This window comes from Streptomyces sp. LN549, assembly GCF_043203805.1.
GTDB lineage: Bacteria > Actinomycetota > Actinomycetes > Streptomycetales > Streptomycetaceae > Streptomyces.
On record NZ_JAZHRI010000002.1, the window covers coordinates 6,993,462 to 7,020,158 of the forward strand.

The 26,697-nt window shown below is 68.7% G+C and carries 20 protein-coding genes and 3 pseudogenes; 10 read left to right on the forward strand and 13 right to left on the reverse strand.

Going from position 1 to position 26,697, the window contains the following annotated elements:
* Nucleotides 1–70: 70 nt before the first annotated feature.
* The 4 genes from SH922_RS31365 (at nt 71) to SH922_RS31380 (ending at nt 3,379) form a co-directional block, all read left to right on the forward strand.
* Nucleotides 71–1,273 carry a M20 family metallopeptidase gene (locus tag SH922_RS31365; RefSeq protein WP_393061774.1) on the forward strand — a complete coding sequence of 401 codons (1,203 nt, stop codon included), beginning with the start codon at nt 71–73 and terminating at the stop codon, nt 1,271–1,273.
* A complete protein-coding gene (locus SH922_RS31370; RefSeq protein ID WP_393061776.1) occupies nt 1,270–2,748 on the forward strand; it encodes an MFS transporter in 1,479 nt (492 codons plus the stop codon). Before SH922_RS31365 ends, SH922_RS31370 begins: the two co-directional genes overlap by 4 nt.
* Nucleotides 2,749–2,958: 210 nt before the next feature.
* The gene (locus tag SH922_RS31375) at nt 2,959–3,144 is read left to right on the forward strand and encodes a winged helix-turn-helix domain-containing protein (protein WP_393061777.1); all 186 of its coding nucleotides are present in this window, start codon (nt 2,959–2,961) and stop codon (nt 3,142–3,144) included.
* 103 nt (nt 3,145–3,247) lie between these two features.
* On the forward strand, nt 3,248–3,379 hold the full coding sequence (locus SH922_RS31380) for an Lrp/AsnC ligand binding domain-containing protein (RefSeq protein ID WP_393063742.1): 132 nt from the start codon (nt 3,248–3,250) through the stop codon (nt 3,377–3,379).
* Here SH922_RS31380 and SH922_RS31385 read toward each other — a convergent pair.
* The 8 genes and pseudogenes from SH922_RS31385 to SH922_RS31420 form a co-directional block, all read right to left on the reverse strand.
* Nucleotides 3,353–3,706: pseudogene (locus SH922_RS31385) on the reverse strand (helix-turn-helix domain-containing protein); the annotation flags it as partial. The gene SH922_RS31380 and the pseudogene SH922_RS31385 overlap by 27 nt on opposite strands.
* A gap of 165 nt (nt 3,707–3,871) precedes the next feature.
* Nucleotides 3,872–5,245, reverse strand: coding sequence for a tryptophanase (locus SH922_RS31390; protein ID WP_393061779.1), 1,374 nt, complete (start codon nt 5,243–5,245; stop codon nt 3,872–3,874).
* Nucleotides 5,218–6,474, reverse strand: a complete 1,257-nt coding sequence (locus SH922_RS31395) for a tryptophan dimethylallyltransferase family protein (RefSeq protein WP_393061781.1) — start codon at nt 6,472–6,474, stop codon at nt 5,218–5,220. Before SH922_RS31395 ends, SH922_RS31390 begins: the two co-directional genes overlap by 28 nt.
* Before the next feature lie 352 nt (nt 6,475–6,826).
* A complete protein-coding gene (locus SH922_RS31400; protein ID WP_393061783.1) occupies nt 6,827–8,173 on the reverse strand; it encodes a cytochrome P450 in 1,347 nt (448 codons plus the stop codon).
* Nucleotides 8,170–8,775, reverse strand: coding sequence for an ATP/GTP-binding protein (locus tag SH922_RS31405; RefSeq protein WP_393061784.1), 606 nt, complete (start codon nt 8,773–8,775; stop codon nt 8,170–8,172). Before SH922_RS31405 ends, SH922_RS31400 begins: the two co-directional genes overlap by 4 nt.
* A complete protein-coding gene (locus SH922_RS31410) occupies nt 8,750–9,139 on the reverse strand; it encodes a DUF742 domain-containing protein (RefSeq protein WP_393061786.1) in 390 nt (129 codons plus the stop codon). Before SH922_RS31410 ends, SH922_RS31405 begins: the two co-directional genes overlap by 26 nt.
* Nucleotides 9,136–9,534 (reverse strand): roadblock/LC7 domain-containing protein, encoded by a 399-nt coding sequence (locus SH922_RS31415; RefSeq protein ID WP_393061788.1) that lies wholly within the window; start codon nt 9,532–9,534, stop codon nt 9,136–9,138. The genes SH922_RS31410 and SH922_RS31415 overlap by 4 nt, the downstream gene beginning before the upstream one ends.
* Nucleotides 9,531–10,730, reverse strand: coding sequence for an ATP-binding protein (locus SH922_RS31420; protein WP_393061790.1), 1,200 nt, complete (start codon nt 10,728–10,730; stop codon nt 9,531–9,533). Before SH922_RS31420 ends, SH922_RS31415 begins: the two co-directional genes overlap by 4 nt.
* Before the next feature lie 712 nt (nt 10,731–11,442).
* Between SH922_RS31420 and SH922_RS31425 the strand changes: the two genes are divergently transcribed.
* Together SH922_RS31425 and SH922_RS31430 are read left to right on the forward strand one after the other, a co-directional pair.
* Nucleotides 11,443–12,312, forward strand: a complete 870-nt coding sequence (locus SH922_RS31425) for an IS5 family transposase (RefSeq protein WP_393061792.1) — start codon at nt 11,443–11,445, stop codon at nt 12,310–12,312.
* Nucleotides 12,313–12,385: 73 nt separating this feature from the next.
* Nucleotides 12,386–12,694, forward strand: coding sequence for a hypothetical protein (locus tag SH922_RS31430; protein ID WP_393061794.1), 309 nt, complete (start codon nt 12,386–12,388; stop codon nt 12,692–12,694).
* Here SH922_RS31430 and SH922_RS31435 read toward each other — a convergent pair.
* Together SH922_RS31435 and SH922_RS31440 are read right to left on the reverse strand one after the other, a co-directional pair.
* Complete coding sequence (locus tag SH922_RS31435) at nt 12,681–12,881, reverse strand: hypothetical protein (protein WP_393063843.1); 201 nt, start codon at nt 12,879–12,881, stop codon at nt 12,681–12,683. The two genes, SH922_RS31430 and SH922_RS31435, sit on opposite strands and share 14 nt — an antisense overlap.
* Nucleotides 12,835–13,135, reverse strand: a pseudogene (locus SH922_RS31440) (transposase family protein); the annotation flags it as partial. The pseudogene SH922_RS31440 and the gene SH922_RS31435, both read right to left, overlap by 47 nt.
* 1,082 nt (nt 13,136–14,217) lie before the next feature.
* Here SH922_RS31440 and SH922_RS31445 point away from each other — a divergent pair.
* A complete protein-coding gene (locus SH922_RS31445; RefSeq protein ID WP_393061796.1) occupies nt 14,218–17,436 on the forward strand; it encodes an NACHT domain-containing protein in 3,219 nt (1,072 codons plus the stop codon).
* 610 nt (nt 17,437–18,046) lie between these two features.
* Nucleotides 18,047–18,736: pseudogene (locus tag SH922_RS31450) on the forward strand (IS701 family transposase); the annotation flags it as partial.
* A gap of 378 nt (nt 18,737–19,114) precedes the next feature.
* Here SH922_RS31450 and SH922_RS31455 read toward each other — a convergent pair.
* Nucleotides 19,115–20,644, reverse strand: a complete 1,530-nt coding sequence (locus SH922_RS31455; protein ID WP_285571514.1) for a UDP-N-acetylglucosamine 1-carboxyvinyltransferase — start codon at nt 20,642–20,644, stop codon at nt 19,115–19,117.
* A 265-nt stretch (nt 20,645–20,909) separates the two neighbouring features.
* Between SH922_RS31455 and SH922_RS31460 the strand changes: the two genes are divergently transcribed.
* Nucleotides 20,910–21,560 carry an MOSC domain-containing protein gene (locus tag SH922_RS31460; RefSeq protein WP_393061798.1) on the forward strand — a complete coding sequence of 217 codons (651 nt, stop codon included), beginning with the start codon at nt 20,910–20,912 and terminating at the stop codon, nt 21,558–21,560.
* A 124-nt stretch (nt 21,561–21,684) separates the two neighbouring features.
* Entirely contained in the window at nt 21,685–24,804 is a 3,120-nt protein-coding gene (locus SH922_RS31465) for an ATP-binding protein (protein WP_393061800.1), read from the forward strand.
* Here the strand turns inward: SH922_RS31465 and SH922_RS31470 are convergent.
* Both SH922_RS31470 and SH922_RS31475 read right to left on the reverse strand, forming a co-directional pair.
* Complete coding sequence (locus tag SH922_RS31470; protein ID WP_393061802.1) at nt 24,785–25,570, reverse strand: ABC transporter permease; 786 nt, start codon at nt 25,568–25,570, stop codon at nt 24,785–24,787. The two genes, SH922_RS31465 and SH922_RS31470, sit on opposite strands and share 20 nt — an antisense overlap.
* Nucleotides 25,567–26,544: an ATP-binding cassette domain-containing protein gene (locus SH922_RS31475; RefSeq protein WP_393061804.1), complete on the reverse strand. Its 978-nt coding sequence runs from the start codon at nt 26,542–26,544 to the stop codon at nt 25,567–25,569. Before SH922_RS31475 ends, SH922_RS31470 begins: the two co-directional genes overlap by 4 nt.
* Between the last annotated feature and the right edge of the window lie 153 nt (nt 26,545–26,697).

Sequence of the window (26,697 nt, forward strand, 5' to 3'; positions counted from 1 at the left end):
GCGCCCGGATGGTGAGCACTTCAGTCTTGCCCCACCGAAAGCCGGAACCGTACCAGGAGGTTGACGCAGCATGTCCGTACTGGAACGCGCCAGGGAACTCCAGCCCGACCTCGTGCGGCTCCGCCGCTCGCTTCACCGCGAGCCGGAGCTCGGTCTGCGGCTGCCGCGTACGCAGGAGAAGGTCCTCGCCGCGCTCGACGGTCTCCCGCTCGACATCACGCTCGGCCGGGAGCTGAGCTCCGTCACGGCCGTGCTGCGGGGTGGCCGTCCCGGCGGGGCGGTCCTGCTGCGGGGTGACATGGACGCGCTGCCGGTGGACGAACTCACCGGGGTGGCATACGCCTCCGAGATGCCGGGCCGGATGCACGGCTGCGGGCACGATCTGCACACCGCCGGACTCGTCGGCGCGGCGACGCTGCTCGCGGATCGTCGGGAGAGCCTCCAGGGCGACGTGGTGTTCATGTTCCAGCCGGGCGAGGAAGGACACAACGGCGCGGGCGCGATGATCGACGAGGGTGTCCTGGACGCGGCGGGCAAGCCCCTCGACGCGGCCTTCGCGCTCCATGTGTCGGCCAACCGCCTGCCGGGCGGCTGGATCGCGTCCCGGCCCGGCACCGTCATGACGGCATCCGACGTCCTGCGGGTGACGGTGCGGGGTGAAGGCGGGCACGGGTCGGCCCCGCACCATGCCAAGGACCCGGTGCCCGCGGTCTGCGAGATGGTGACCGCGCTGCAGAACTGGGTGACGCGCACCTTCGACATCTTCGACCCGGTGGTGGTGACCGTCGGACGGTTGCACGCCGGCACGCAGCACAACGTCATCCCCGACACGGCCGAGTTCGAGGCGACCGTACGCAGCTACTCGGAAGCCAACCACGAGCGGCTGGCCCAGGGGCTGCCGCGTCTGGTGCGCGGGATCGCCGCCGCGCACGGCCTGGAGGCGGAGGTGGAGTACCAGATGCTCTACCCGGTCACGGTCAACGAGCCGACCGCGACGGAGTTCGCCCTTCAGACGGCACGCGACCTGTTCGGCCCGGGCGAGGTGTGGCACGCCCCCCAGCCTGCGAGCGGTTCTGAGGACTTCTCCCTGGTACTGAACAAGGTGCCCGGCGCGATGCTGCTGGTCGGCGCGGCACCCGAGGGCGTGGATGTGGACAAGGCGCCGCAGAACCACTCCCCGCGGGCCCTGTTCGACGACCGGGTGCTCCACCGCCAGGCGGCGCTGCTCGCCGAGCTCGCGGAGCGGCGGCTCGCCGCGGGGACCTCCGCATGAGGGCGCCTGGAGGTGCGGAGGAGGTGGCGGCGCCCCGGGTCACCGCCGTCGTGGGTCTGCTGGTCGTCTTCGAGCTGGTCAGTGGCCTCCTCCAGGGGTCGGGCCCGGCACTGATGCCCGCCGTGCAGGACTGGCAGTCCATCAGCGCGTCGCAGGCGCAGTGGTACATGGCGGTCCAGTTCCTGGCCGCCGCAGTGGGGGTGCCGGTGCTCGGGCGGCTCGGTGATCTGTACGGGCACCGTCGACTGGTCCGCGTCGCGCTGGTCTGCGTCACGGCGGGCACCGTCCTGGTGGCTCTCGCACCGAATCTGACGGTACTGCTGGTGGGTCGAGCCCTGATGGGGCCGCTGGCGGCGCTGCTGCCGCTGGAGATCGGTCTTGTGCGGGACCGGCTCGACCTCGAGGGCGCGAGGCGGGCGGTAGGGCTTCTCGTCGGCGCGCTCACCCTCGGCTCGCTCCTCGGCCACGGCCTGGCGGGCCCCCTGCTCGAACTCGCCGGAGGCGTCCAAGCGGCGCTCTGCGTCCTCGCCGCGATCGCGTGCGCCTGTGCGGCCCTCTCGTACTGCGGGATCCCCGAGTCCCGGACGCGCGCGCCCGGCCGGATGGACTGGACGGGGGCACTACTGCTCGGCCTGGCGCTGCTGCTGTTCCTCGGCACGACGGCGCGCAGCCAGGCGTGGGGCTGGACCTCGCCGCTCACCCTGGGCGGCCTCGTTCTCTCCCTGTCCCTGCTCGCCTGGTGGGTCCGGCTCGAACGGGACCGGCCGCACGCCCTGGTCGACGTCCGGGCCGTGGCCCACCCCCATTCCGCGCCGTACTACGTCTCCGGTTTCGTCTTCGGCGCCGTGATGCTGGGCGGGCAGGCAGTCGGCATCTCGTACATTGCCGCGTCGACGGCCGACGAGGGGTACGGATTCGGGCTCACGACCTGGGAGATCAGCGCGTGGGGCGCGGTGCCCCACGTCCTGGCCTTCGCCGGGGCGAGCCTCGTGGCCCGAGTGGCGGCCCGCACCGGCTACCGTCGCGTCCTGCTGCTCGCCTTCACGCTGATGGCCGCCGGCAACGCGGGGCTCATCGCCGGCCACACCACGCTGCCGCTGTTCGCCCTGGCATCCGCCGTTTCCGGCTTCGGTATGGGCCTGGCCCTGGGCGGCCTGCCCACACTGATCGTGGAACGCAGCACCCCGGACCGCACAGCGAGCGCCACCGCCGTCTACAACAACCTCAAGACTCTGGGCGGCAGCGTCGCGGGCGCGGGCTCGGCCGTCGTCCTCGGCTCCCTGGTCGTCAGGGATACGGACGTCCCGGCGCTCTCCGCCTATCTGACGATCTGGGGACTGGGCTCACTGCTGTGCGTGGGCGCGCTCATACTCCAAGTCCTGACCAACCGTCAGACGAATGCCTCGGGTGCGGCGAAGAACCGCCGCTCGGACACTCGTGCGCACAGCGATGCGGGCACGTCAGCCGGAGCGTAGCGGGCGATGCGATGCCGGAGATCCGTCCCGGGCGCCTGGGCGGACAGCTGCCGGGGTCAACATCAGTGGCGGGCCCGACGACCACTGCGGGAAGAGCCAGGCCAACCTCACCTCGCCACGGATTCGCCGCCCTCAGTATGTCGACGGGCCCTGTAGTCCGTGGCAGGTCCTCGGCGGCCGTGCCGTCTCGGAGGTGAAAGCCGACTGCCCATGCGGGGCCGACCAGGGAAGGGGCCCGCTGAACGGGATCCAGGTGGGCCAGCGCGTGTGGGCGGCGGCGCCCAGTGCCCGGGCGTCGTCGTCGGGAATCTGTCTCCTGACCGGGTGCGGCTGAGCATCTCCCGCTGTCAGTGGCGTCTGCGTGAGCTGGAGCGCAGCGGTGTCATCCGCGCCTAGCACGCCGCTGTGGACGCGGCCACGGTCGGTCTCGGCTCTGACTGCGCAGGAGGCGGCGGACACTCTGGCAGCCTTCGATGAGGCCGTCGCCGCGATCCCTGAGGTGGCGGAGGCGCAGCGCCTGTTCGGCGACCCCGATCACCTACTGCGCGTGGTCACAGCGGATCTCCCCGCGTATCAGCATCTCTACGAGGGCAAGTTGATCCGGCTGCCGGTCTTCCCGGCTGATCGTTGAGGGACTGCGGTCCAGCTCGGCGGCGATGGCGCGGATGGACGCCTTCTCCCGCAGCCGATCGGCGATGTGGATGCGGTCGGACTCCCGCAGGTAGCGGGACGGGCCCTGGGGCACCAGGGGCGGCCGCACGGGCTTGGCGGCCTTGTTCCTCCCGGACGCGGCACGACCATGCCGCCACCGCTTGCCGGTCCTGCGGTTGATGCCTACGCGCTCGCACGCTGCCGTGTTGGTCAGGCCCTGGTCCATGAGCCGGAAGTATTCCTCCCGCTCACGGACCAGGGTCCCGCGCCCCTGAGGCTTCCGGCTCTCCCGAATCCTGAAGTCCATCGCATCCCCTGAACTGGGGTGCTGCGACGACCACTAGAACTCAAGCACCAGGGTGGGGCCTTCCCTTGGCCGCCGCACTGTCGCTGGACCGGTACAGCCGAAAGATCTGCACTGCTTCGGGATTCTGATGGCTGGGCTCGCGTCGTAACGAACGAAGAGTGCTGATCAGTCGCCGGACTTCACGGGCTCCAGTTTGATGCTGAAGTGTCGGAGGATCGGGGACTGGCCCGTAACCCGGTAGCCACGGACCGATTCAGGATTCTTCGCGATATCTGCCAGGGTGGCGGCAACGTGGTCGTAGTGGCTGCGGGTGTAGACCCGTCGGGGGAGAGCCAGCCGTACAAGTTCGTAGGGCGCCGTCTTGACAGGGTTGCCGTGCTCGTCCTCTTCACCGAGGTACAGCGACCCCAGCTCCGCCGAGCGGATGCCTCCGCGCAGGTAGAGCTCGCAGACGAGTGCGGTGCCGGGGTACTGGTGCGGGGGGATGTGGGGCAGGAGGCGCCCGGCGTTGACGTAGAGGGCGTGCAGACCGGCGGGTTCCACGATGTCGACGCCGGCCTCGCGGATGCGTGCGGCGAGATAGGCGGCTATGTCGGCACGCTCGGCGAGGTAGGCCGGCTCGGTCACTTCGAGGAGGCCGCGGGCCATCATTTCGAGGTCACGTCCGGACAGACCGCCGTAGGTGGTGAATCCCTCGGTGGCGATGAGCAGACCCCCGCACCGCTCGGCGAGTTCGGCGTCCTTCAGGCCGATGAAGCCGCCGATGTGGACGATCCCGTCCTTCTTCGCGCTCATGACGCAGCCGTCGGCGAGGCGGAAGGCTTCCTCGGCGACCTGGCGCGGGGTGCGGTCGGCGTAGCCGGGTTCGCGCTGGGTCACCAGCCAGGCGTTCTCCGCGAACCGGGCCGCGTCGAGGATCATCGGCACGTTGTGACGGCGGCACAGTTCGGCGGTGCGGTGCAGGTTGTCCATGCTGACCGGCTGGCCCCCGCCACCGTTGTTGGTGATGGTCATCAGCACGGCCCCAACGGGCGTCTGGTCCGCGTTCTCCAGGGCCTGTTCGAGGGCGATCAGGTCGATGTTGCCCTTGAACGGAAAGTCGTTGTCGAGGTCCTTCGCCTCGGCGCAGGGCAGGTCGTACGCCGTGCAGCCAGTCAGTTCGACGTTGGCGCGGGTGGTGTCGAAGTGCGTGTTGGACAGCACACTCGTGCCAGGCCGCAGCAGCGAGGAGAAGAGGATGCGCTCGGCCGCGCGGCCTTGGTGGGCCGGCAGGATGTGGGGGTAGCCGGTGAGTTCGGAGACGACCTCGTGCCACCGGTAGAAGGAGCGGCTGCCGGCGTAGGACTCGTCGCCCTGCATTCCTGCGGCGAGCTGGTCTGCGGAGATGGCACCGGTCCCGGAGTCGCTCAACAGGTCGATGGTGACTTCGTCGGCCCGCAGATCGAAGGGGTTGTAGGCGACCCGCTTCAGCGCGGCCTCGCGCTCCTCCCGGGTGGTGAAAGCAAGAGGTTCTACGACCTTGATGCGGTAGGGCTCCACGTGACTTCCTTCTGTGCGGTGTGCGGGCTGACGTGGCCGACGGCCTGGTGCCCGAGGTCCAGGACGCTCTGGGTGCGTTGCGCAGGCATCCAGGTGCCCCGCGGGTACTGCTCCTGCGGCGGCCGGACGCGGTGGGCCTCGGAACTCAGGTAGGCGGTGAGCCGGGGCGGCCGGTTGCGCTCGTACACCAGGGCCAGGTAGGCGATCAGCCCCACGCCGTCGGCGAGGGTTCGCTGTGTGAGCTCTCCCAGACTTCGGTTCAGGACGGTGGGGTCCATGCCGGCCCGGGTCAGCAGGGCTGTGGCGCGGGCGAGGGCCTCTTCGTCATCGCGCACGTAGTCGCGAACGGGAATGTGGAGCGTGAAGCCGCTCGGGTTGCTGTCGCCTTCGGTGAAGGAGTGGCAGGTGAGCGCCGGCCGCCGCACCAGTCGCAGGGTGTCGTTTCCGCCGCGCTCGGACGGCGCGAGGGAGCCCGCGGCCGCGTGGAAGAAGTAGCGGATGTCGGCCGTTGTGGCTCCGGAGGTACGGCTGAGCGCGCAGGCGTCATCGGCTGACATGCGCGGGTGTCTCACGTAGACCTTGACGCGGGGGGACGCCCAGGCGCCCAGGTCCAGAGCGAGGAACGGATAGCCGGCCGCCGGGGGCAGTTGCTCGAAGGCCTGGCCGTAGCCGAGCCGCCGCAGTGCCTCGTGCACGGTGCGGGCCGCGCTTTCCGGGCCGGAGGCGGAGGGGTTCAGGTAGACCTTGACCCCTGGGACCCCTCCGGCGCGCAGATCGAGCGCGTACCACAGGGCCAGGGGGCCCTGCGCCGCAGCGGGGAAGAACAGGTCCGCGAGGGCGTCGAGTTGGTCGGTGGCGAAGCCCCAGCGGGCGCCCATTGCGCGGATGACCGCAAGCCCGGCGCGGCCGCTGTCGACCATGTCGCTGTGGGCCCACCCGGGCTCCACGAGCACTCGCAGGGCCGGGGCGGCGTCCGGAGCGCTGGCGAGGGAGAACTCGACGGGGGTGTGGTCATCGGAGAGGAAGGTGAGCGAGGCCGGCGGCAGGGACAGCGGCCGGTGGGCGGCGCCTGCGAGGGAGTCGATCAGGACCTGTCCGTACAGCCCGGTGTCCGCCTCGCTCAGGCCCACCGTGGCGCCCAGGCGCCGCAGTTGACCGAGTACGTGGTCGCCGAGCGTCGTCTCACCGGGGCTGGTTGCCGGTATGCCGGGGCCCGGGCGGGAGGTCATCGTGTGCCTCGCACATCGTGGCGCGTAACGCGTCTGGACGGTGCGGGAGTACGGGGACGTGCTCCGCCGACAAGGGAGGAGACGAGGGCCAATCCGCTGCCGGGGGCAGCGGGTATTCGGTCCTGCGGCTGGTCGGGGTCGCCGCCCCCGCACGGGTTCCGTCTGCTGGGGGTGGCGCGCCGTGGGCCCGGTCGGGCGCTCGCGGATAGGGGCGCGGAGATGCTTACGAGGTCCACTGCCTCTCCTTCATCTTGTGTCACTCCAGACACTCCGCGCCGTCCTACCCAGGAAGTTGATCTTTCATGCAGGCTACATCAACTGCCTGTGTCACATGCATCACAGGGGGTGTGGGCTACTGGCCCGCCAGCCACTTCATGAAGCTGCTCCAGCGCCCCGCTTTGCCGGTGGGCTGCGGCGCCGCGGGCGCGGGTGCGGCCGCGACGGGGGGTGCCTGGTAGCGGGGCACGGCCGTCGGCTCCGGTGCGGCCGCGGCGCGCGGGGTGACTGCGCTGAACCGGACGGGCAGGGAGGCCAGGGCCCGGTTGAAGGGGCCGGGCCGCCAGGCGAGGCTGTCCGCGGGGACGGCGAGTTCAACGTCGGGCAGCGCGTTGAACAGCGTCTCCAGGCCCGTCAGGGCGATCAGCCTGGCCGGCTCCTTCGACGGGCAGGCGTGCGGGCCCGCGCTCCAGGCGAGGTGACCGCGGGTGTCGGCACCGCGGTCCGCGAGCGCCGTGTTGGCGGCGCCGAAGGACACCAGCACCAGGTCACCGGCGCGCACCTTGTCGCCGGCCACGTCCGTGTCGACCACCGGGTAATGGGGCGCATAGTTGGACATCGGCGCATTGCGCCACAGAGTGTCGTCCACAGCCTTGTCGAACTGCCCCAGGCGCGCGAACTCCTCGTTGGTCAGCATCGTGTAGAAAGCGTTGCCGATCAGGTTGCCCTCCGGCTCGCCGCCCGCACCGAGGAGCAACACCAGCGTGTGCGCCAGTTCCTCGTCGTTCAGCTGCGCCGGATGCTGCATCAGGTAGGACGCGACGTCCTCCCCGGGCTGGGCGCGCTTGAGCGCCACCAGCTCGCTGACCGCTCCGAGCAGGACCTGGCTGGCCGCCTCGGCGTTGACTCCGTCGAACATGCCGGAGATGCCGAACAGCACCCGGTCACCGATCTCTGCCGGGCAGCCGAAGAGCTCGTTGAACACGTACAGCGGGAGCTGCTGGGCGTAGTCGCGGAGCAGGTCGGCGCTGCCGCGGGCGCTGAACTGGTTGATCAGGAACTGGGCTGCCTGGCTGACGATCCGGCTCAGCCGCTTGTTGCTGACGCGGGCGAAGGAGTCGGTGATGGCCTGCCGCAGCCGCACATGCTCGGCGCCGTCGGTGAACATCGCGTTCGGCCGGTAGGCCAGCAGCGGCAGGACCGGGCTGTCGGGGCGGATGCAGCCCTCAGCCAGTGCACGCCAGCGGCGTGAGTCCTTGCGAAAGGTCGTCGAATCCTGCAGCAGTTCCAGAGCCGCGTTGTAATCGGTCACCAGCGTCGCCTCCACGCCGGGGGCGATGGTGACCGGAGCGGTGGGGCCGAGCTCGCGCATGTAGCGGTAGTACGCGTGCGGATTGGCAGCGAACTCCGCGCTGTCCAGGGGTATGCGCTGCCCGCTGCCGTGTGCGGGGCAGCCGGGCGGAGGTACAGAGGGGGTTGTCATGCGTACTCCAGGTCGGCGCGCTCGTGCAGATAGCGAACCAAGGTGATCAGGGCGTCGACGGACGACTTCTCGTCGCGTGCGTCGATGGTGACGACGGGGGTGTCGGGCAGCAGGTCGAGTGCCTCCCGGACTTCCTCCGGGTTGTGGACCGTACTGCCGTCGAAGTGATTGATGGCCACGGCGAAATCGAGGCCGTAGCTCTCGACCAGATCCATGACGTCGAAGGAGTCGGCCAGGCGCTCGGGGTCCACCAGGACCAGGGCGCCCAGCGCTCCGCGGGCCGTGTCGTCCCACAGACTCACGAAGCGCTGCTGTCCGGGGGAGCCGAACAGATACAGAACGATGCGCTCGCTCAGCGTCAGCCGGCCAAAGTCCAGGGCGACGGTGGTGGTGGTCTTTCCCTGAACACCTTTGAGGTCGTCGACGCGCTCCGAGAGCGTCGTCATCCGCTCCTCGGTGGACAACGGCGTGATCTCGGAAAGTGAGCCGATCAGGGTGGTCTTGCCGACGGCGAAATGCCCGACGACCAGGATTTTCACTGCAGTCTGCTGTGCGCCGCTGGGCACGTAGGCATCCTCAGACAGGGAGAGCCTTGAGGCCATCGAGCACCTCCTTAAGCAAGGCCTTGTTGGTGGGACGGGCCGAGGGCACCGGCGCCCGGGTCACGAGATAGCCCCCCTCGGCGAGGGAACTGAGCAGCACCTTGACCACCCCGAGCGGCAGCTGGGAGTGCGCGGCGATCTCAGCGACCGAGAGGTAGCCACTGGAGCACATCTCCAGGATCTGCTGCTCCTCGGGCGAGAGCCGCTGGGGGCGCTGCTGCTCGTCGGTGGCCGTCGTAACGAGAGTGATGAGGGCGAACTCGCCCTCATCGGGCAGGTCACGGCCACGGGTGATGACGTAGGGACGGACTAATTCTCCGGCCTCGGACACGAACTCGGGCTCGGGACGGCCGGGTTCCGTCATGAGGTGACCGCGTCGCCGCGAAGGCCGGTCGACATCGCCTTGCCCAGCCGGCTGACCAGCTGCTGCATCCGGTACGTGATGTCCTGCATGTCGACCTCGGCCGACGCCGCCACGGCAAGGTAGCTGCCGCCGCCCGCAGCGTTCAGGAACACCCAGCCCCCGTCGAACTCGATGAGGGTCTGGCGCCAGTTCGCTCCGTGCTCACCGCAGAAGAAGCTGACGGCCCGGCTGAGCGACTGCAGGCCGGAGACGGCGGCGGCCACCTTGTCGGCATCGCCCCTGTCAATCTCCGCAGTACTGGACATCTGGAGGCCGTCGGCAGAAATCAGGACCGCGTGGAGAGCATGCGGAATCTGCAGCGCGTCCTCAAGCATCCAGGACAGGTCGTCGCTCACGGGGCATCGAATCCTTCGTGTGAATCGGCAGTGGTATCACCTTCGGCGGCCGGTACCCCCGCACCTCGGCCGCTGAGAGTGCCGCGTTGAAACGCGCCCATGGCCGCCACCCGTGCCTCTGCTGACCGGGCCGGCGGCGCTTCATCAGACCTGCGGCCGCCGTCCGGCACGAGCGCCATGCCGCGCTTGTTCCGTCGCCGGGGCAGCCCGCCCTCTGTCGCCGCAGGAGCCGAACCGCGGCTCGCGGCAGCGGCATCGACTTCTTGCGTGGTGGTGGGCGTCTTGGGCTCGGGCATCTCGGTCAACAACTCCTTCGGCACCATCACCACCGCGCGGACGCCGCCGTAGGGAGAGGTGCTGTCGATGGCGACCGTGAAGCCGAACCGCGCACACAGGGCACCGATCACCGCGAAACCGAACGCGGGAGGGTTGCCGAGCTCCGAAACGCTCACCGCAGACCCGCTGGACAGCAGAGCGGTGGCGTTCGTCCGTTCTTCCTCGCTCATGCCGACACCGGCGTCGTCGATCACGATGCAGATGCCCCGGGGCACCGTCCGCACCTCGACCTCGACCATGGTGGACGGCTCGGAATAGCTGGTCGCGTTGTCGAGCAGCTCGGCCACCGTCAGCGCGATCGGTTCGACGGCACGGCTGGTCACCGCGAAATCGACCCGTGAGGCGATTTCGATGCGCTGGTAGTGCCGGATACGGCCCTGCGCTCCGCGGATCACGTCATAGACCGATGCAGCCTCCCGCTGCCGGCCAAGCCACCCGCCGCACAGCACAGCAATGGACTGCGCACGCCGGTTGAATTGCGAGTTCATGTGGTCGATGTCCAGCATGTCCCGCAACATGGCCGAGTCGCCGTACTTCTTCTGCAGCCCGGAGATGGCCCGCTGCTGCTCCGCGGCGAGGCCTTGAAGGGTCCGCATGGCCGACTTCAGTACGGTGTTTGTGGCCTCCTCCGCCTCTTCCTTAGCCTGGCGGACCACCTCGTCGTAGCCGCTGCGCAGCTCGGTGACGGTGGACTCGAGGTCGGCGGCCCTGCCCTGCGATGCGGTCAGCTCACCCTGAAGGCCCTGCTTTTGACGACGTAGCGCCTTGATCGTTTTTCGCTGGCGAGTGATTACCGTGGCGGCGACAGCGACGCCGACGGCAAGCGCCCAGACTGTCGGATCCTGCCAAAAATTCGTCATGTGACTCTCTATTGAGCGGCTGGATTCCAGCTCTCGAAATCTGTCCAAGCGGACCCTCGGCTGTGGGCAGACGTCACCGCCCGGAGAGCCCCCCTGGCTGTAGCCATGCCAAGGCGAAAGCTCACGTGGCATGTGCACGCGAGCGTATCACCAGACGATCATGAGGCTCTGTCAAGTCCGCCACGTCGTTGCCCCGTTGGCGAGAAACGCATGTTCATGTCAGTGAGGAAGGTGTGCCTGCGAGGTGAAGGCCCACAGTGGCGGAGCGCGCACCATGCCGCTCAGTCGTGTGGCACCTGGGTTCTTGCGGCTCTGCGGCGCATCTCGGCTCGTAGCGGGCTGACGCAGCGATACACAGAGCAGGGCGAGTGTCATCCGACCAACCAGCTTTCCCAGGGCACAAGATGGCCGATTCGAGAGCGGGCTACGGACAGCGACGCGAGCTGCGACTCAGGACATGTGACCGCAGCCTCACGGTCTGGGCTTCCTTGCCGCCAGCAGCCTGTCCAGAACGCGGCGACGCGAACGACCGAGGCGGCCCAGCCCATATTCAGGTGCGCCCGTACTGGAAAGACCTGCGGGAAGCGCCCCATGAAGGCCGCGTCGCCCCGTGATCGCTGACCCGCCCGACTGCGATCTGCACGGACGCCCCGCCTAGGCCGTGTTTTAGAACTGGGGTCCCTGTCTCGCCTCGTGCCGCGATGATCTCGGTGTGGGGCGAGGGGATCTTTCAGATGACCAGTGGGCGGTGCTGGGGCCGTTGTTGCCGGTCGCGGTGTTGGGCAGGCCGTCGCTCGGCCGGCGACGGTTGATCGACGGGATCCGTTGGCGGGTGCGGACTGGTGCTCCGTGGCGGGATCTGCCACCCGAGTACGGTCCTTGGCAGACGGTCTATGGGCTCTTCCGTCGCTGGCAGCGCGATGGCGTCTGGTCGGCGGTCCTGACCGGGTTGCAGGCCCGGGCGGATGCCGCCGGTTTGATCAATTGGGACGTGAACGTCGACTCCACGATCTGCCGGGCCCATCAGCACGCGGCCGGTGCCCGGCGGGACGGCCGAGCCCAGAAGGAACCGCCGGGCGGCAAGCAGGCCGAACCCGGCGGCCATGGCCTGGGCCGGTCCCGCGGGGGCTGTACCACGAAGATTCACCTGGCCTGCGAGCAAGGACAGAAGCCGTTGTCGCTCCTGGTCACAGCAGGTCAGCGTGGAGACAGCCCGCAGTTCACGGCGGTGCTGGAAGCCATCAGGGTTCCCCGTCTCGGGCTGGGCCGGCCGCGGGTTCGTCCGTTGCGAGTGCGGGGCGACAAGGCGTATTCATCGCGCGAGAACCGTACGTATCTGCGTCGGCGCGGGATCCTCTGCACGATCCCGGAACCTGCCGATCAGGTCGGCCACCGCAAGCGCCGGGGAATGGCTGGCGGGCGGCCTCCGGCCTTCGACCGCGAGGACTACAAGGCCAGGCACGCGGTCGAGTGCGGCATCAACCGGCTGAAGCGGAACCGGGCGGTGGCCACCCGGTTCGACAAGCTCGCGGTCCGCTTCGAGGCGACGATTCTCATCGCCGCGATCAACGAATGGCTGTGACCTGCCGGAAGTGTCAGCCCCACGTGTCATTCTGGCCGCGATCAGGTTAGCAGGTTGAGGGGAGACAGGGCCGATGGGAGCTGCGTACTACCGGGCCGAGAGTGAGAGCGGCGACCACATCGAGGACCCGTCCGAGGACGCACTGTTCATGCTGCTCGACGACCTCAACGGCTCGGACAACACCTTCATCGTCATCCAGCCCGACGACGAGGACGACCCGGTCTGGTTCACCTCGGTCGCGGTCCTAGACGAAGGTGGCTACGAGGTCGTCCGCCACGACACCACCCGCCGCGAACACGAGGTCATCACCGAGACCAGCATCGATCGGATCGCTAGAGAGCTCACGATCTGGATGACCGCCCGCAGTATCAGCGCTCGCTGAACCCGATCTCACCGCGGCGTCGAACATCTGCGGCCTGTTCCCGTGCTGCTGCCGCCTCCGCACTGGCTCTGTCCCGGTCCTCCTCGAAGTTCAGCACACAGGCCAAGGCGTCCAAGGCCCCAGCGATCTTCTCTCGCCAGTTAGCGAACTCGACGAAGTCCCCATCGGACGGCTTCTGCGACTTCACCGGTTTTGGCGATGACGGTCCTGAGGTTGGGGCTGATGCGGGATCTGCGGCAGACCTGCCAGGACTTCAGTCGTGCCATGCCGCGTTCAACAGGCGCCCGGGCCTGGGCGAGGGCGCGGTTGATGGTGCGCTGGGTGGGGGGAGGTCCCCGCCGGGTGGTCGGCTGAGGCCGGTGGTGACCCAGGGGCAGGCGCCCGTGTAGGCCCGGTCGGCGAGGACGGGAAACCTCATTTTCGCTCACAGACTCGGACGATCGGCGCACTCCCGAGTGACGGAGAGCATCGTGACTCACTCGACCAGGGCGTGAGGAAGGTCGAGTGCGGCAGGTTAGAAGAATTAACGGGGCTTCTGTGCTGCTGCGTTGAGACGCCGAACATCCCTCAACGGCATGGGAGCCCTGTCCGTTCGCGCCACGACCCACGTCACCGGCGTCACTCGATCAGTGGCCCCACTGAAAAGGCTCACCGCCTGTTCGCTCAGGGCTCAGTTCCAGCACCGGGTTCATCATCGACGGGTTGGGCGACTACAGACGTTTGGGGCCAGGGGACGCTGGACGTGAATGTATGTCCATAGAAGTCGCGGCCTTGCATGACAGGGCCGTACTGCGTACCGCCACTGACCTCATTCTGAATCGTGGCCCGACCGCTGGGAGCGGGCGCCGCAAGGATGAGTGCTTGTAGCTCCGCTTCAATTGTCTCTCGTTGGTCTGGTGACAGCGCCTCAATGAATATTTCGAAGCGGGTCTGCCAAGAGACTTCCTCCCGAACCCTGGCCCGTTCCACAGCATCCTCGTCTGCAACGGCCAAGGTGATGGCGGTTTGGTTCAAGCGGGCGCGTTCCGCCTGCTCGCGGGCTTCGTCCCCACGGCCGAAAAACCTCGCAACTTGGTCCCGCACGCCAGCCCAAGCATCTGACATCGCGGCCTCAACGACCGCAGTGCCACTTGCAGCGGCTAGTGCTGTCAGAGCTTCCGGTAACACTCATGCCCCCCCCGGTCAGACTTCGCAGGCCCTGCGACGATACCTGGGGGCGTCGCATGCCACAACGGTAGTGCCGAGTGGTTCGCCGCCGTGGAGCTGGGGGCTGAGCGCAAATGATCGCCGTTGAGGGCGACCATCATCAGTGTGCGCCACCACACCTCTTTGCGGACGCACTGGCTTTCGTGCTCTCGCGAGAAACGCTCACCATCTCCTAAGCCACCCGGAACGATACATTCCTGCCATTCGCTTTGGCCGGGGACAGCAAAGCGGAGGACATGCAACTGCGTTCGCCGTCTACGTGACTCCGCCTACATCAGACAACTTGAGATAGCATCAGAGTGGGGAGGAGTCGAGGCATGCGAATGCGCGGTGAGCGGGCTGCTGTCGAGAACCGCTTCACTGGAGGATCGGCCCGGTACGTCATCCAGGCTGGTGCCATCCACGTCCACCTGCCTTCTCTTTCCCTCCACTGGTTGCCTCTGCGCCTCCTTGGCGTGATAGCAAGCGGTTGGGCGGGCGCTCTGTTGATCACCAGGGATGGACCCGCAGCCTTAGCCCTTGGCATCACCATTTTCCTCCTGGCGGTGGGCCAACTAGCAGTCGCACTGCGGGAAGTGTCGAAGCGGCGCAGAGTAACAGTCTCCGAGGGGGAACTCGCCAGGGTGGCCGCCCTGGTTGCGCAGGGGTTGCGTGACGCGTACGACCGCGAAGAGCGTCTGGCCCGTGTTTACGACCCTGTGCCGTTGCAGGTGAGGTGGATCGAGGCTGATCCACTTCTCGTCGACCACCACATAAACGTCCATCCGCGCCAGCCGGAGTCTCTTCAGGGCGAGTTCGGCGACATCGCTGCCGTCTTCGGACGGCTTCCCCGAGGGCGCCTGGTGATACTGGGGGAGGCAGGAGCCGGCAAGTCAGCACTCGCCCTGCATCTTGCGAGGGCGATGCTGGAAGCGGGCGACTCTGCCCGCCCTATTCCCGTTGTTCTGCCGCTGGCCTCCTGGGATCCAACTGCTCAAGGACTCATGGAATGGGCCTCCTGCCAACTCGCCCATCAACACCAGGAGATTTCGGCAAGCGCACCAGTGCGCCAGGCGATCGCCGACACGCTGCTGCGGCGCGGACGCATCATGCCGGTGCTGGACGGCTTCGACGAGTTGCCAATCGCGGCCCAGGCCAAGGGCCTGCACGAACTCAACCGTGGACTCGGCCGCGACCACCACTTCGTCCTCACTAGTCGGCCTCAGCCGTACGCAGATGCAGTCCGCAAGGAGGACGTGCTGACTTCTGCTGCAGTCCTTCAGATTGAGCCACTCACCATCGACCAACTCGTAGAATTTCTGCCCCGCACTACCCGGGCCATCGCGGTTTCGGGTGCTCTTACCACCAAGTGGGCGCCCGTACTGGACCAGCTGCGGAGTGATCCCGCCGACGGCGCCGCTTCAGCACTGCGCAAGGCTCTGACGACACCTCTCATGGTGGGTCTCGCCCGCGCAGCATACAGCGACACCCAGGCCGACCCGGCGGACCTTCTCGTGGCTGCTCGCTTTCCGACCCGGCGTGCTGTCGAAGCGCATCTGCTGGAGTCGTTCGTACCGGCCGTTTACAGCATCGCCCTCGACGACCGGGGGGCGCGCGGCCCCTGGAAAGCTCAGCAAGCCCAGCGCTGGCTGTGCTTTCTCGCCCGACATCTGCGGGCCAGCCATTCGCAGAACCTGTCATGGTGGCGGTTGGACCTGGCACTCCCGCCGTTCGTCGGAGCCCTCGCACTAGTTCTGCCGTTGGTCCCAGTGGTCGCGGCGATGTGTTGGGCAGGTGTGGGCACGGCGGTCGCACACGGTGTGTTTGCCGGCCCAGTGTGGCTATCATTCACCGGCTTCATGCTGTTGGCGCAATTCGTGGGCTGGTGCGCAGCGCCCGCAGACGAGCTTGAGGGGCCGATGCGCGGCTCCTTTCCGCATGGGTGGCGGCCATGGCGCCCCTTCGCCTCAGCCAGCAAACCATCGGCCACTGTCTCGGCCTCGGGACCCTGGGAACTGCTGCGCGCCGACCGCAGGGTCGCTCTCACCACCGGTGCTCTGCGAATGGTCGCCATGGATCGCTTCTTGGTCGCCAAGGCCGGCCTGTTACTCGCGGCCCCACTGGCTCAAGCCCAATGGAGTGGCGGCGCGGGATGGAGCCTGGCTGGCCCGACTGAAGGACGCGTAGTTCTTCTCGTATGCGTTTTGGCCTACGTTCTCCAAGGCGTCAGCCTGACCGCGTGGGGGCGCTACACATTAGCTCGCCTTTGGCTCGCGGCGGGAAGGAGGCTCCCATGGAGGACGGCGGCTTTTCTGCGGGATGCTCATGCCCGGGGAGTGCTGCGGCAGAGTGGGGGCCACTACCAATTCCGGCACCTAGAATTGCGCAACCGGCTTGCAGGTGAAGTACCTCTCGCTTCCCGAACAGATTGGATTGAACGCGGGCAGGCTTCTCGAAGACGTGCAGTTTTGGCACACGCGGCGGTAGGTCTAGCGCTCGTCTTCTGGACGGGAAACATGGGATCCGCCATCGACGGGCAAGGGCCTTTCCGGTCAACCGCGCCAGTCTGTTCTCTGCTGCGGAGCCAAGATCTGGTCCCTGCGATGAAGAACCCGAGCAGGCAGAATTTTTACGGGGTCTCCTCCTGTCTCTGGACAGAGCAGGGACCCGGTCGGCCATCGGGGGTTCGGTTGACGATCCTCACAGTGAGGCCGGGGATCTCCCGAAGCGCACGGCGATCTGCAGACGCGTACGTGGGATCCTACGGCGCGGATCGCGTGGAGGTCCCCGGGCTTGCCGACCGAGCGAGTGTCAGAGCAGCGTCTGTCCACGTCGACCCGGCCAACCCGGTGACCGAGCCAGGGGCGGAGGTGACCGCGAGACTGGGCAATGTCGTGGTCGTGGTCGCCTTCGCTGAGAAGTACGCAGCGGACGCACGCGAGCGGGCCGTTGCCGTCGTGCTCGTCGAGCGGGTGCTGAACAATGCGGGCATCGGCCCCCCGCCCAAAGGCTCGCTCACCCAGTTTCCCCGCCGCAGCCCCCCCGCCGACTCGCCAGAGGGGCGGCATCTCGCACTGGTGGCCCGGCCGGTGAAGGGGGCGGTATGGGCGGGTGTAGAACGCTCGCAGATCGTGGCCCTGAACGGAGTGCCCTTCGTTTTTCGCGGGCCTCGTAGCCGATGTACGTCAGCCGAGGGGGAGGCATACCACTTGTGTCACTACGCGAGCGGAATGCTAATGGTGTATGTCTTTCCCTGCGCCCGGTCGGGCTGCACGGACCAGGACACCCTGCGGGTTTTCCGGACGGAATTCTGGTTTCCGGTTGAGGAAGAGGCGTGGAAGCGCCACGATGCGGGGACTTTGTACAGCGAGATGCCGAGCAGTGCCGATGGGGACGGCGGTACTTATGGGGAACAACTACTGCGGCGGTTTTCGGTAGGAGATCATCAGTACCTGATGGCCGTGCGGATGAGCATGGACCGGGCGAATGCCGCTGTCGTGCACAAGACAGTAAACGACATTGTTACCCAGGCTGGCTTCCCGTTAGCAGGTCCCTAATGCTCCAGCCGTAGATCGTGATCTTCATGTCCGTGCCGGGCTCGTCGCCTGCACGCGTGGGCGAGAGCTGGGATGAACGGCGACTGGTCGCGGACGGATTCGAGAATGTATATGCCGAGTTGGAGCGGTTGACGGTCCCCGAGACGGGCTTGTCGACGTCGATGGGGTGCCTTACTACTTCCAGTGCCACGACGTGGACTTTTCCGTTGCACCAGATGAGTACTTCGTGTGGCCAGCGGAGACCTTGGTCGCGCTGGAGTGCGAACAGTGGGCGATCTTCGTCGCGTGGAACGACTGCTACAAAACTGGAACCACCAGGGTCGACCGCCAGCCTGGTCATGGAGGTATCGACCCCGGTATGGCGAGCTGACGGCTCAGCTCACCCCACACCGCCGAGCGATGGCAGACGCGAAGCTGCTGGTTGTCGAGTGGCGGTTCGATGTTGGGGGCCGGTACCCGGGTCGACGGGGTCGACTACTGAGTTCGATGGCGCGAACGAGGATGAGGCCACGCTTGATCATTTCCTGTTGTGTGGACAAGCGATGATCAAGCGCGAGGCTCGGCGCCCAGCGTGGACCCCGCCCGCTGGCAGGAGTCCTTCGCGGGCCTCATGACTCGAATCACGTGCCGCTTCAAGCGAATCGAGCCCAGGCGTCGGGCCCTACGCCCGGTGCTCGGCCTCCTGTCCGACCTGCCGCGCAAGAACTGCTGGACCATCGCCGAATGAGTTGGGGACGCTACCCCTGGCGGGATGCAGCACCCGCTCAGCCGAGCCAAGTGGGACGCCGATGCGGTCCGCGACGACGTGAGCGGGTACGTGGTAGAGCACCTGCACGACGACCGGGTGGTGCTGGTGGTCGAGGAGACCGGCGACGTGAATAAGGGCACCATCACGGTCGGCGTCCAGCGCCAGTGCACCGGGACCGCGGGCAGAATCGAGAACGCCCAGGTCGCCGTCGGTCTCGTCTAAGCGGGTCGCCGCGGTCGACCGGGGGTTATACGTTCCGCGCTCATGGGCTTCCGGGCCGACCACTGCCAGGCCGCCGGGCGCGTTTGCCACCAAACCGGAGCTGGGGCGGCCCGCATGATCGGCCGATTCTTGGACGGGGGCCACTGGGCCCAGTGGGTGGCCGGTGATGAGATCTATGTCGGCAACCCGAAGCTGCGAGCCGCACTGGAGGAGCGGGGCTGCGGCTACGTGCTTACCGTCGCCCGGACCGACGAAGTACTCACCCGCGGCGAGAAGTTCCGAGGCGACGCCCTGGCCAAGAAGCTGCCCAAGCGGGCCTGGCAGAAACTGGTCCCCGCCCGTCCGAGAGCAACGGAGCGCCACCGGGATCGCCGAGCGTGCCACCGTCCTCGGACCCCAGACTGCGTCGCGAGGCCGGATACGTCGGACAGAGGGCGGTTCACCTCGTCGCCCAGACGCGGTCGGCGTGACCCGACCGACATTGGATGCTGCGAGGTCACTTCGGCGACAACCCTCCGTGAAGGCTGACGGTTACTCAGGTTTTCCCGACGTCCCGTCAGCCATTCAAGATCATCTTGCACGTGCGTTGCACAAGGTACTGAAAAGCAACAGCGATCAGTGAATGGCTGAGAAGGTAGGTATCCGCAGGTCAGCTGGCACATTGAGGTGTCGTGCCCCTTTCCGTCAAGGGGCACGACACTACACCGGTCAGATGTCCCGGAAGATCTCGATCTGCGCCCCCACCGAATTCAGCCGCTCCGCCAGTTCCTCGTAACCGCGGTTGATCACATAGACGTTGCGCAGTACGGAGGTCCCCTCGGCCGCCATCATCGCGAGGAGCACCACCACCGCCGGCCGCAGGGCCGGCGGGCACATCATTTCCGCCGCGCGCCACCGGGTCGGGCCCTCGACCAGGACCCGGTGCGGGTCCAGGAGCTGGAGGCGGCCACCGAGGCGGTTGAGGTCGGTGAGGTAGATCGCGCGGTTGTCGTAGACCCAGTCGTGGATGAGGGTCTGACCGTGGGCCGAGGCGGCGATGGCCGCGAAGAACGGCACGTTGTCGATGTTGAGGCCCGGGAACGGCATCGGGTGGATCTTGTCGATGGGCGCCTCCAGTTTGGAGGGCCGGACCGTCAGGTCGACCAGGCGGGTGCGCCCGTTGTCGGCGGCGTACTCCGTCGTGCGGGCGCAGTCGACGCCCATCTCCTCCAGGACCGCGAGCTCGATCTCCAGGAACTCGATCGGCACCCGGCGGATCGTCAGCTCCGACTCCGTCACGACGGCGGCGGCCAGCAGGCTCATCGCCTCGACCGGGTCCTCGGAGGGGGAGTAGTCGACGTCCACGTCGATGGTCGGCACGCCGTGCACGGTCAGCGTCGTCGTGCCGACGCCGTCCACCCGTACGCCCAGCGCCTCCAGGAAGAAGCAGAGGTCCTGGACCATGTAGTTGGAGGACGCGTTGCGGATGACGGTGGTGCCGTCGTGCCGGGCGGCGGCCAGCAGCGCGTTCTCGGTCACGGTGTCGCCGCGCTCGGTCAGCACGATGGGGCGGCCGGGGGTGACGGAGTGGTCGACCTGGGCGTGGTAGATGCCCTCGGTCGCGGCGATCTCCAGGCCGAAGCGGCGCAGCGCGATCATGTGCGGCTCGATGGTCCGCGTACCGAGGTCGCAGCCGCCGGCGTACGGCAGCTTGAACCGGTCCATACGGTGCAGCAGCGGCCCGAGGAACATGATGATCGACCGGGTCCGGCGGGCGGCGTCCGCGTCGATGGCGTCCATGTCGAGCCGGGCCGGCGGGACGATCTCCAGATCGGTGCCGTCGTTGATCCAGCGGGCGCGCACCCCGATGGAGTTCAGCACCTCCAGGAGGCGGTAGACCTCCTCGATCCTGGCCACCCGGCGCAGCACCGTACGGCCCTTGTTGAGCAGCGAGGCGCAGAGCAGCGCCACGCACGCGTTCTTGCTGGTCTTGACGTCGATGGCCCCGGAGAGCCGACGCCCGCCGACCACGCGCAGGTGCATGGGTCCGGCGTAGCCGAGCGACACGATTTCGCTGTCGAGCGCTTCACCGATGCGCGCAATCATCTCAAGGCTGATGTTTTGATTGCCGCGCTCGATGCGGTTCACGGCGCTCTGGCTGGTGGCGAGCGCCTCGGCGAGCTGGCTCTGTGTCCAGCCCCGGTGCTGACGGGCGTCACGGATGAGCTTGCCGATACGTACGAGGTAGTCATCTGACATGCCGAAAGGCTATCTCAGATATGAGATGGAGCTGATGTGGGGGTGTGGCATTCGAGTGACGGGTGAGTGCAGGGTTGCGGGAGGAGGGCGCGGCTCGGCACGGACGCGCTGCCCACCCCCAGGATCCGCCCGCCGCATCGGTTCGGCACGCGGAGTGCGTCCATCGGCATCCGGCTGGGAGGTGGCGAGGGCTTCATCCCGGTGCTTCTCGGTACGGCCCGGAAATGTGTCGACGGAGCGCGGGGCGGATCGTATCGTCCTCGGCATGAAGGTGCTCTCCGTCAATGTCGGCCGGCCTCGCCCCAATCCCTGGAAGGGGCTGAGCGCGACCGGGATCGACAAGCGCCCCGTCGTCGGACCGGTCGCCGTTGCCGACCCCGGCCCCAAGGGCTCCGGTGCGGTCGGCCTCGCCGGTGACCGGGTCTACGACGTGCAGCATCACGGCGGCTTCGACCAGGCCGTCTACGCGTACGCCCGCGAGGATCTCGACGGCTGGGAGGCCGAGCTGGACAGGACGCTCGCGAACGGAGCCTTCGGGGAGAACCTCACGACCCTGGTGCTGGACGTCAACGGCGCCCTGATCGGCGAGCGTTGGCGGATCGGGCCGGACGTGGTCCTGGAGGTGTCGTGTCCGCGGATCCCGTGCGCGACGTTCCAGGGCTGGCTGCAACGTGAGGGCTGGATCAAGAGGTTCACACAGGCTGCCCGGCCCGGTGCGTATCTGCGGGTGATCGAGCCCGGTGACATCCGGGGCGGCGACCCGGTCGAGATCGTGCACCGGCCCGATCACGACGTGACCGTTGCCCTCGCCTTCCGGGCCATGACCCTCGACGCCGAACTGCTGCCGCGACTGCTGGCCGCCGACGCGCTGCCGGCGGAGAGCAAAGAGCTGGTCCGTCGGCGGACCTCCGCATAGGTACGACTTCCCGACTCCCCACAGGAATGCGATCTGCCGATCTGTCGATCTGCCGGGCCGCTTGCGCAGCGGGAGTTCGGTCCGTGGGGAGTTCCGGAGGCCGGGCCTTGGCTAACCTGCACGGGTGACCACCGACCTGACCCTGCTGCCGCGTGTCGCCTATCGGGGACAGGAGCTCACCGCACCCAGGCTCCGCGGTCTTCTCGCCCTGCTCGCGGGCGACTTGCACACGGGCTGCAGCAGCCCGCGGCTCGTGGAAGGTCTGTGGCCGGACGAGTTGCCGGAGCGGCCGGGAAAGGCGGTGCAGGTCCTCGTGTCCAGGGCGCGGTCGCTGCTGGGCGCCGACGTCATCACCAGCACGCCGACCGGCTACCGGCTCGCCCTCGCCGAGGACCAGGTCGACGCCTCCGCCCTGCTGCTGCACGCCGCCGCGAGCGCGGACCGGGCCAGGGCCGGGGACCACGCGGGATCGCTCGCCGCGGCCGAGGCCGGGCTCGCGCTGTGGGCGGGCACGCCCGACGGGGCGGGCCCCACCGACGACCCCGTGGCCGCGTTGCGTGCCGAGCGCGCCCCCGTCCGCGGCACGCTCGTGCGCGCGCAGGCGCTCGCGCTCGCCCGTCTCGGGCGGCACGCGGAGGCGGCCGGGCCGCTGGCCGCGGCCTCCGCCGAGCACCCGCGCGACGAGGAGGTGCTCGCCGAGCTGCTCCGCGGCGAGGCGGCGACGGCAGGCCCGTCCGCCGCGCTGACGCGGTACGAGGCGTACCGCGGTGAGCTCCGCGACGAGCTCGGCACGGATCCGGGCGCCGGACTCAAGGCCGTACAGCACGAGTTGCTGCGCGGCGAGGCGCCTGTGGTCAGACACGGCGTACCGCACGAGCCGAATCCCCTCCTCGGCCGGGACGACGACATCGCGGCGGTGCAGCGCCTGCTGCGTACCTCCCGCGCCGTCACCGTGGCCGGCCCCGGCGGCCTCGGCAAGACGCGGCTCTCGCACGCCGTCAGCCGCCGGGCCGAACAGCGCGTGGTGTACTTCGTGCCGCTCGCCGGCGTCACCGCGGACGCGGACGTGGCCGCGGAGGTGGCCTCCGCACTCGGCGCGGGCGCCAAGAGCGGCCAGGCCGCGGCCGATCCGGCGTCCGGCATCCTCGGTGTGCTCGGCTTCGGGCCCGCGCTCCTCGTCCTGGACAACTGCGAGCAGGTGGTCCGGGGCGCCGCCGATCTCGTACGGACCCTGGTCTCCTCCTCGAAGGACCTGCGGGTCCTCGCCACCAGCCGGGCTCCTCTGGGCCTCACATCGGAGGCGGTGTACGCGCTGCCGGAACTCGGCTCCGACACCTCGGTCGAGCTGTTCACGCAGCGGGCCAGGGCCGCCCGGCCCGGCGTGGAGCTGCCGCCGGACGCGGTGGCCGAGCTGTGCCGCAACCTCGAAGGGCTGCCGCTCGCCGTGGAACTGGCCGCGGCGCGGGTGCGGGTGCTCTCGGTGCCGGAGATCGCCCGCCGCCTCGGAGACAGGTTCGCGCTCCTTCGCGGTGGCTCCCGGGACACCCCGGAGCGCCACCGCACTCTGCACGCGGTCGTCGACTGGAGCTGGAACCTGCTCGCGGAGGACGCCCGGGCGGCGCTGCGCACGCTGTCCGTCCTCCCCGGCGGCTTCTCCGGTGAGGCGGCGGAGCACTTCCTCGGCGACGACGCGCTGTTCCTGCTGGAGCAGTTGACCGATCAGTCGCTGCTCACCGTTGCCGACACCCCGGCCGGCGTGCGGTTCCGGATGCTGGAGACCGTACGGGAGTTCAGCGCAGCCCGGCGCGGGGAGGCGGGTGAGGACGAGGCGGCCATCGGTCAGTTCCTCACCTGGGCAAGGGACTTCGGGGTCAGGTACCACGACTGGTTCTTCGGCCCGGAACCGCGGGCCGCCTGGGAGCGGATCAGGCCCGAGCAGGACAACCTCGTCCTTGCCCTGCGGCACGCCCTGGCCCGCACGGACGCCCCCGCCCTCGCCGCCCTCACCGCCGTCCTCGGCGCTCTGTGGGCCACCGACTCCACCTTCCCCCGCCTGGCCGCCCTGGCCGCGGACACCGGCCCGCCCCTTTCGCACTACCACCCCGAACCCGCGTACGTCGAAGTCGCCCGTGCCGCTGCGGTGATGTGCACGGCGGGCCTGTTCATGGGCTACGGCCCGGTCGCCGTGCGCCAGCTCGTCACCCTCCGGCGGCTGCCGACGGCCCCACCGGACACGCTGCTTCGCGCCATCGGGGCGGTGCTGAGCGCGATCCCCGAGATGCTGCCTCCCGACCACGACGTGCTGCGGACGCTCTGCGACAGCGAGCAGCCGCTGGTCGCAGGCGTCGCCGAGTCCATCGCCACCTATGTCTGGGAGTACGAGCACGACATCGACCGCGCGCTCGCCTCGGCCCGCCGGATACTCGCCGAACTGGCGCCGGTCGGGAATCCGTCCATGCAGCTCATGGGGCACTCCCGGCTCAGCGAGCTGTGCCTGCGGACGGGGCGGGGCGAGGAGGCGTACGAGCACCTCAAGGCGACGCTGGAGGTGGTGCCGCGCCTCGGCGACGGGCACGACTACCTCTTCATCCGCACGAGCCTCGTCCTCGCCTGCCTGCAGCGCGGCAATCCCGATGAGGCCGAGTACTGGCTGCGGCAGGCGGAGCGCGACAGCCCCCCGCAGCAGGACTCCTTCTACCGGCCCGACCTCGCCGGACGGGCCGAGATCGCGCTCGCACGCGGGCTGACGGAGGTCGGCCTCGGCCTGTGGCGGGGCGCCGTGGAGTCGATGGCCGAGGCCGGCTCGATGCAGGGCGACGACCTGTGGATCGATCCGTCGGCGCTGCACCTCCAGTCGGCGGCGGTGACGGCGCACGCACACGCCGGCCGTCTCGAACTGGTCGCGGAGCCGCTCGACCGGCTGTGGAAGGGGCTGCGGACCCTGCTCTCCGGCCCGCCCGGTTCGCCCTGGCAGCTCCCGGTGTTCGGGACGGTGCTGCACGCCCTCGGCCTGGCGGGGCTCGCCTCCGACGACGACGTCGCCACTGCTGTACGGATGCTCGCACTGGCCGAACGGCTGAGGGCGATGCGTGACTTCCAGCCGACGATGTCGGCGGACCGGGCCCGGCAGGCGGCCGAGAACGCCGACCGGGCGGCGTACGCCGACGCGGTGTCGGAGTATGCCGCCCTGGAGCGTGACGAGCTGCGGGAGGCAGCTCGCGCACTCACTTCGGGTCGCGGTTGAACTGAGCCATCGACCAGCGGTAGCCGAGGGCGATCAGCGCGACGCACCAGGCGATCGCGATCCACCAGTTGTTGCCGATCCCGGTGCCGAGCAGCAGACCGCGCAGGGTCTCGATGGCCGGGGTGAACGGCTGGTACTCGGCGATCGGCCGGAACCAGCCCGGCATCGTGTCGGCCGGGATGAAGGCGCTGGAGATGAGCGGGAGCAGGATCAGCGGCATGGCCATGTTGCTCGCCGCTTCGGCGTTCGGGCTGGCCATGCCCATCCCGACCGCGATCCAGGTGAGCGCCGTGGCGAACAGCGCGAGCAGCCCGAACGCCGCGAGCCACTCCAGGGCCGTGGCGTCCGTGGACCGGAAACCGATGGCCACGGCGACCGCTCCGACGAGGAGCAGGCTGGCGAGCACCTGAAGCACACTGCCGACGACGTGCCCGACGATCACCGAGCCGCGGTAGACCGCCATCGTGCGGAAGCGGGCGACGAGGCCCTCGGACATGTCGGTGGAGACGGAGACCGCAGCCCCGATCACGGTGCTCCCGATGGTCATCATCAGAATGCCCGGGACGATGTAGTCGATGTAGTCGGAGCGGTCCGAGCCGCCGATACCCGCGCTCATCACGTCGCCGAAGATGTAGACGAAGAGCAGCAGCATCATGATCGGCGTGAGCAGCAGGTTCAGGGTCATGGACGGGTAGCGCCGGGCGTGCAGGAGGTTGCGGCGCAGCATGGTGGACGAGTCGCGGACGGCGAGGGAGAGGGTACTCATCGGACTGTCTCCTTGGACTGGTCGGTCTGGCTCGGCAGGGTGGCGCTGGTCAGGGCGAAGAACACGTCGTCGAGGTCGGGAGTGTGCACGGTCAGCTCGTCGGCCTCGATGCCGGCGGAGTCCAGCCAGTCGAGAATGGCGCGCAGCTCGCGCTGGGTGCCGCCGCTGGGGATCTGCAGCGACAGGGCCTCGTCGTCCCGGGCCGCGTCGCGCAGGGCGACGGCGGCTGTCCGGTACGCCTCCGGGTCGGTGAACCGCAGCCGCACATGCCCGCCGGGGACGAGCCGCTTCAGCTCCTCGGCACTTCCCTCGGCGGCGAGCTTGCCGTCGTTCAGCACCGCGATGCGGTCGGCGAGCTCGTCGGCCTCCTCCAGGTACTGGGTGGTGAGGAAGACGGTGACGCCGTCGGAGACGAGCTCGCGGATGATCTGCCACATGTTGTGCCGTGAGCGGGGGTCGAGTCCGGTGGTCGGTTCGTCGAGGAAGATGATCCGCGGGTTGCCGACCAGGGTCATGGCGATGTCGAGGCGGCGCTTCATGCCGCCGGAGTAGGTGGAGACGGGCTTCTTCGCGGCCTCCACCAGGTCGAAGCGTTCGAGGAGTTCGGCGGCTGCGCGTCGCCCCTCGTCCTTGGGCAGGTGGTGGAGGTCCGCCATGAGGAGCATGTTCTCCTCGCCGGTGATCAGCCCGTCGACGGCGGAGAACTGCCCGGTGACGCCGATCGCGGCGCGCACGGCCTGCGGGTCGGCGGCCAGGTCGTGGCCGCCGACGTGGATCTGGCCGGCGTCGGCGGTGACGAGGGTGGAGAGGATCTTGACGGCGGTGGTCTTGCCGGCGCCGTTCGGGCCGAGCAGCGCGAAGACCGTACCGGCCGGCACCGCGAGGTCGATGCCGTCGAGGACCGTCTTGTCCCCGTAGGCCTTGCGTAGCCCCTTGGCCGCGATGGCGAGGGAGTGCGAAGTCGTTGTCGTCATGCCGAGGAGATTGCGGCAGGGCGCATTCACCACGGTTTCACGACGGTTTCAGTGCCCCGAAACCGGGCGGCGGGCCGGCCGGGACCGTAGCCGACGCCGCCGCCCGCAGCGGACCCGGCTGCTGGGAGACCTCGGCAAAGCGCACGAGCATCG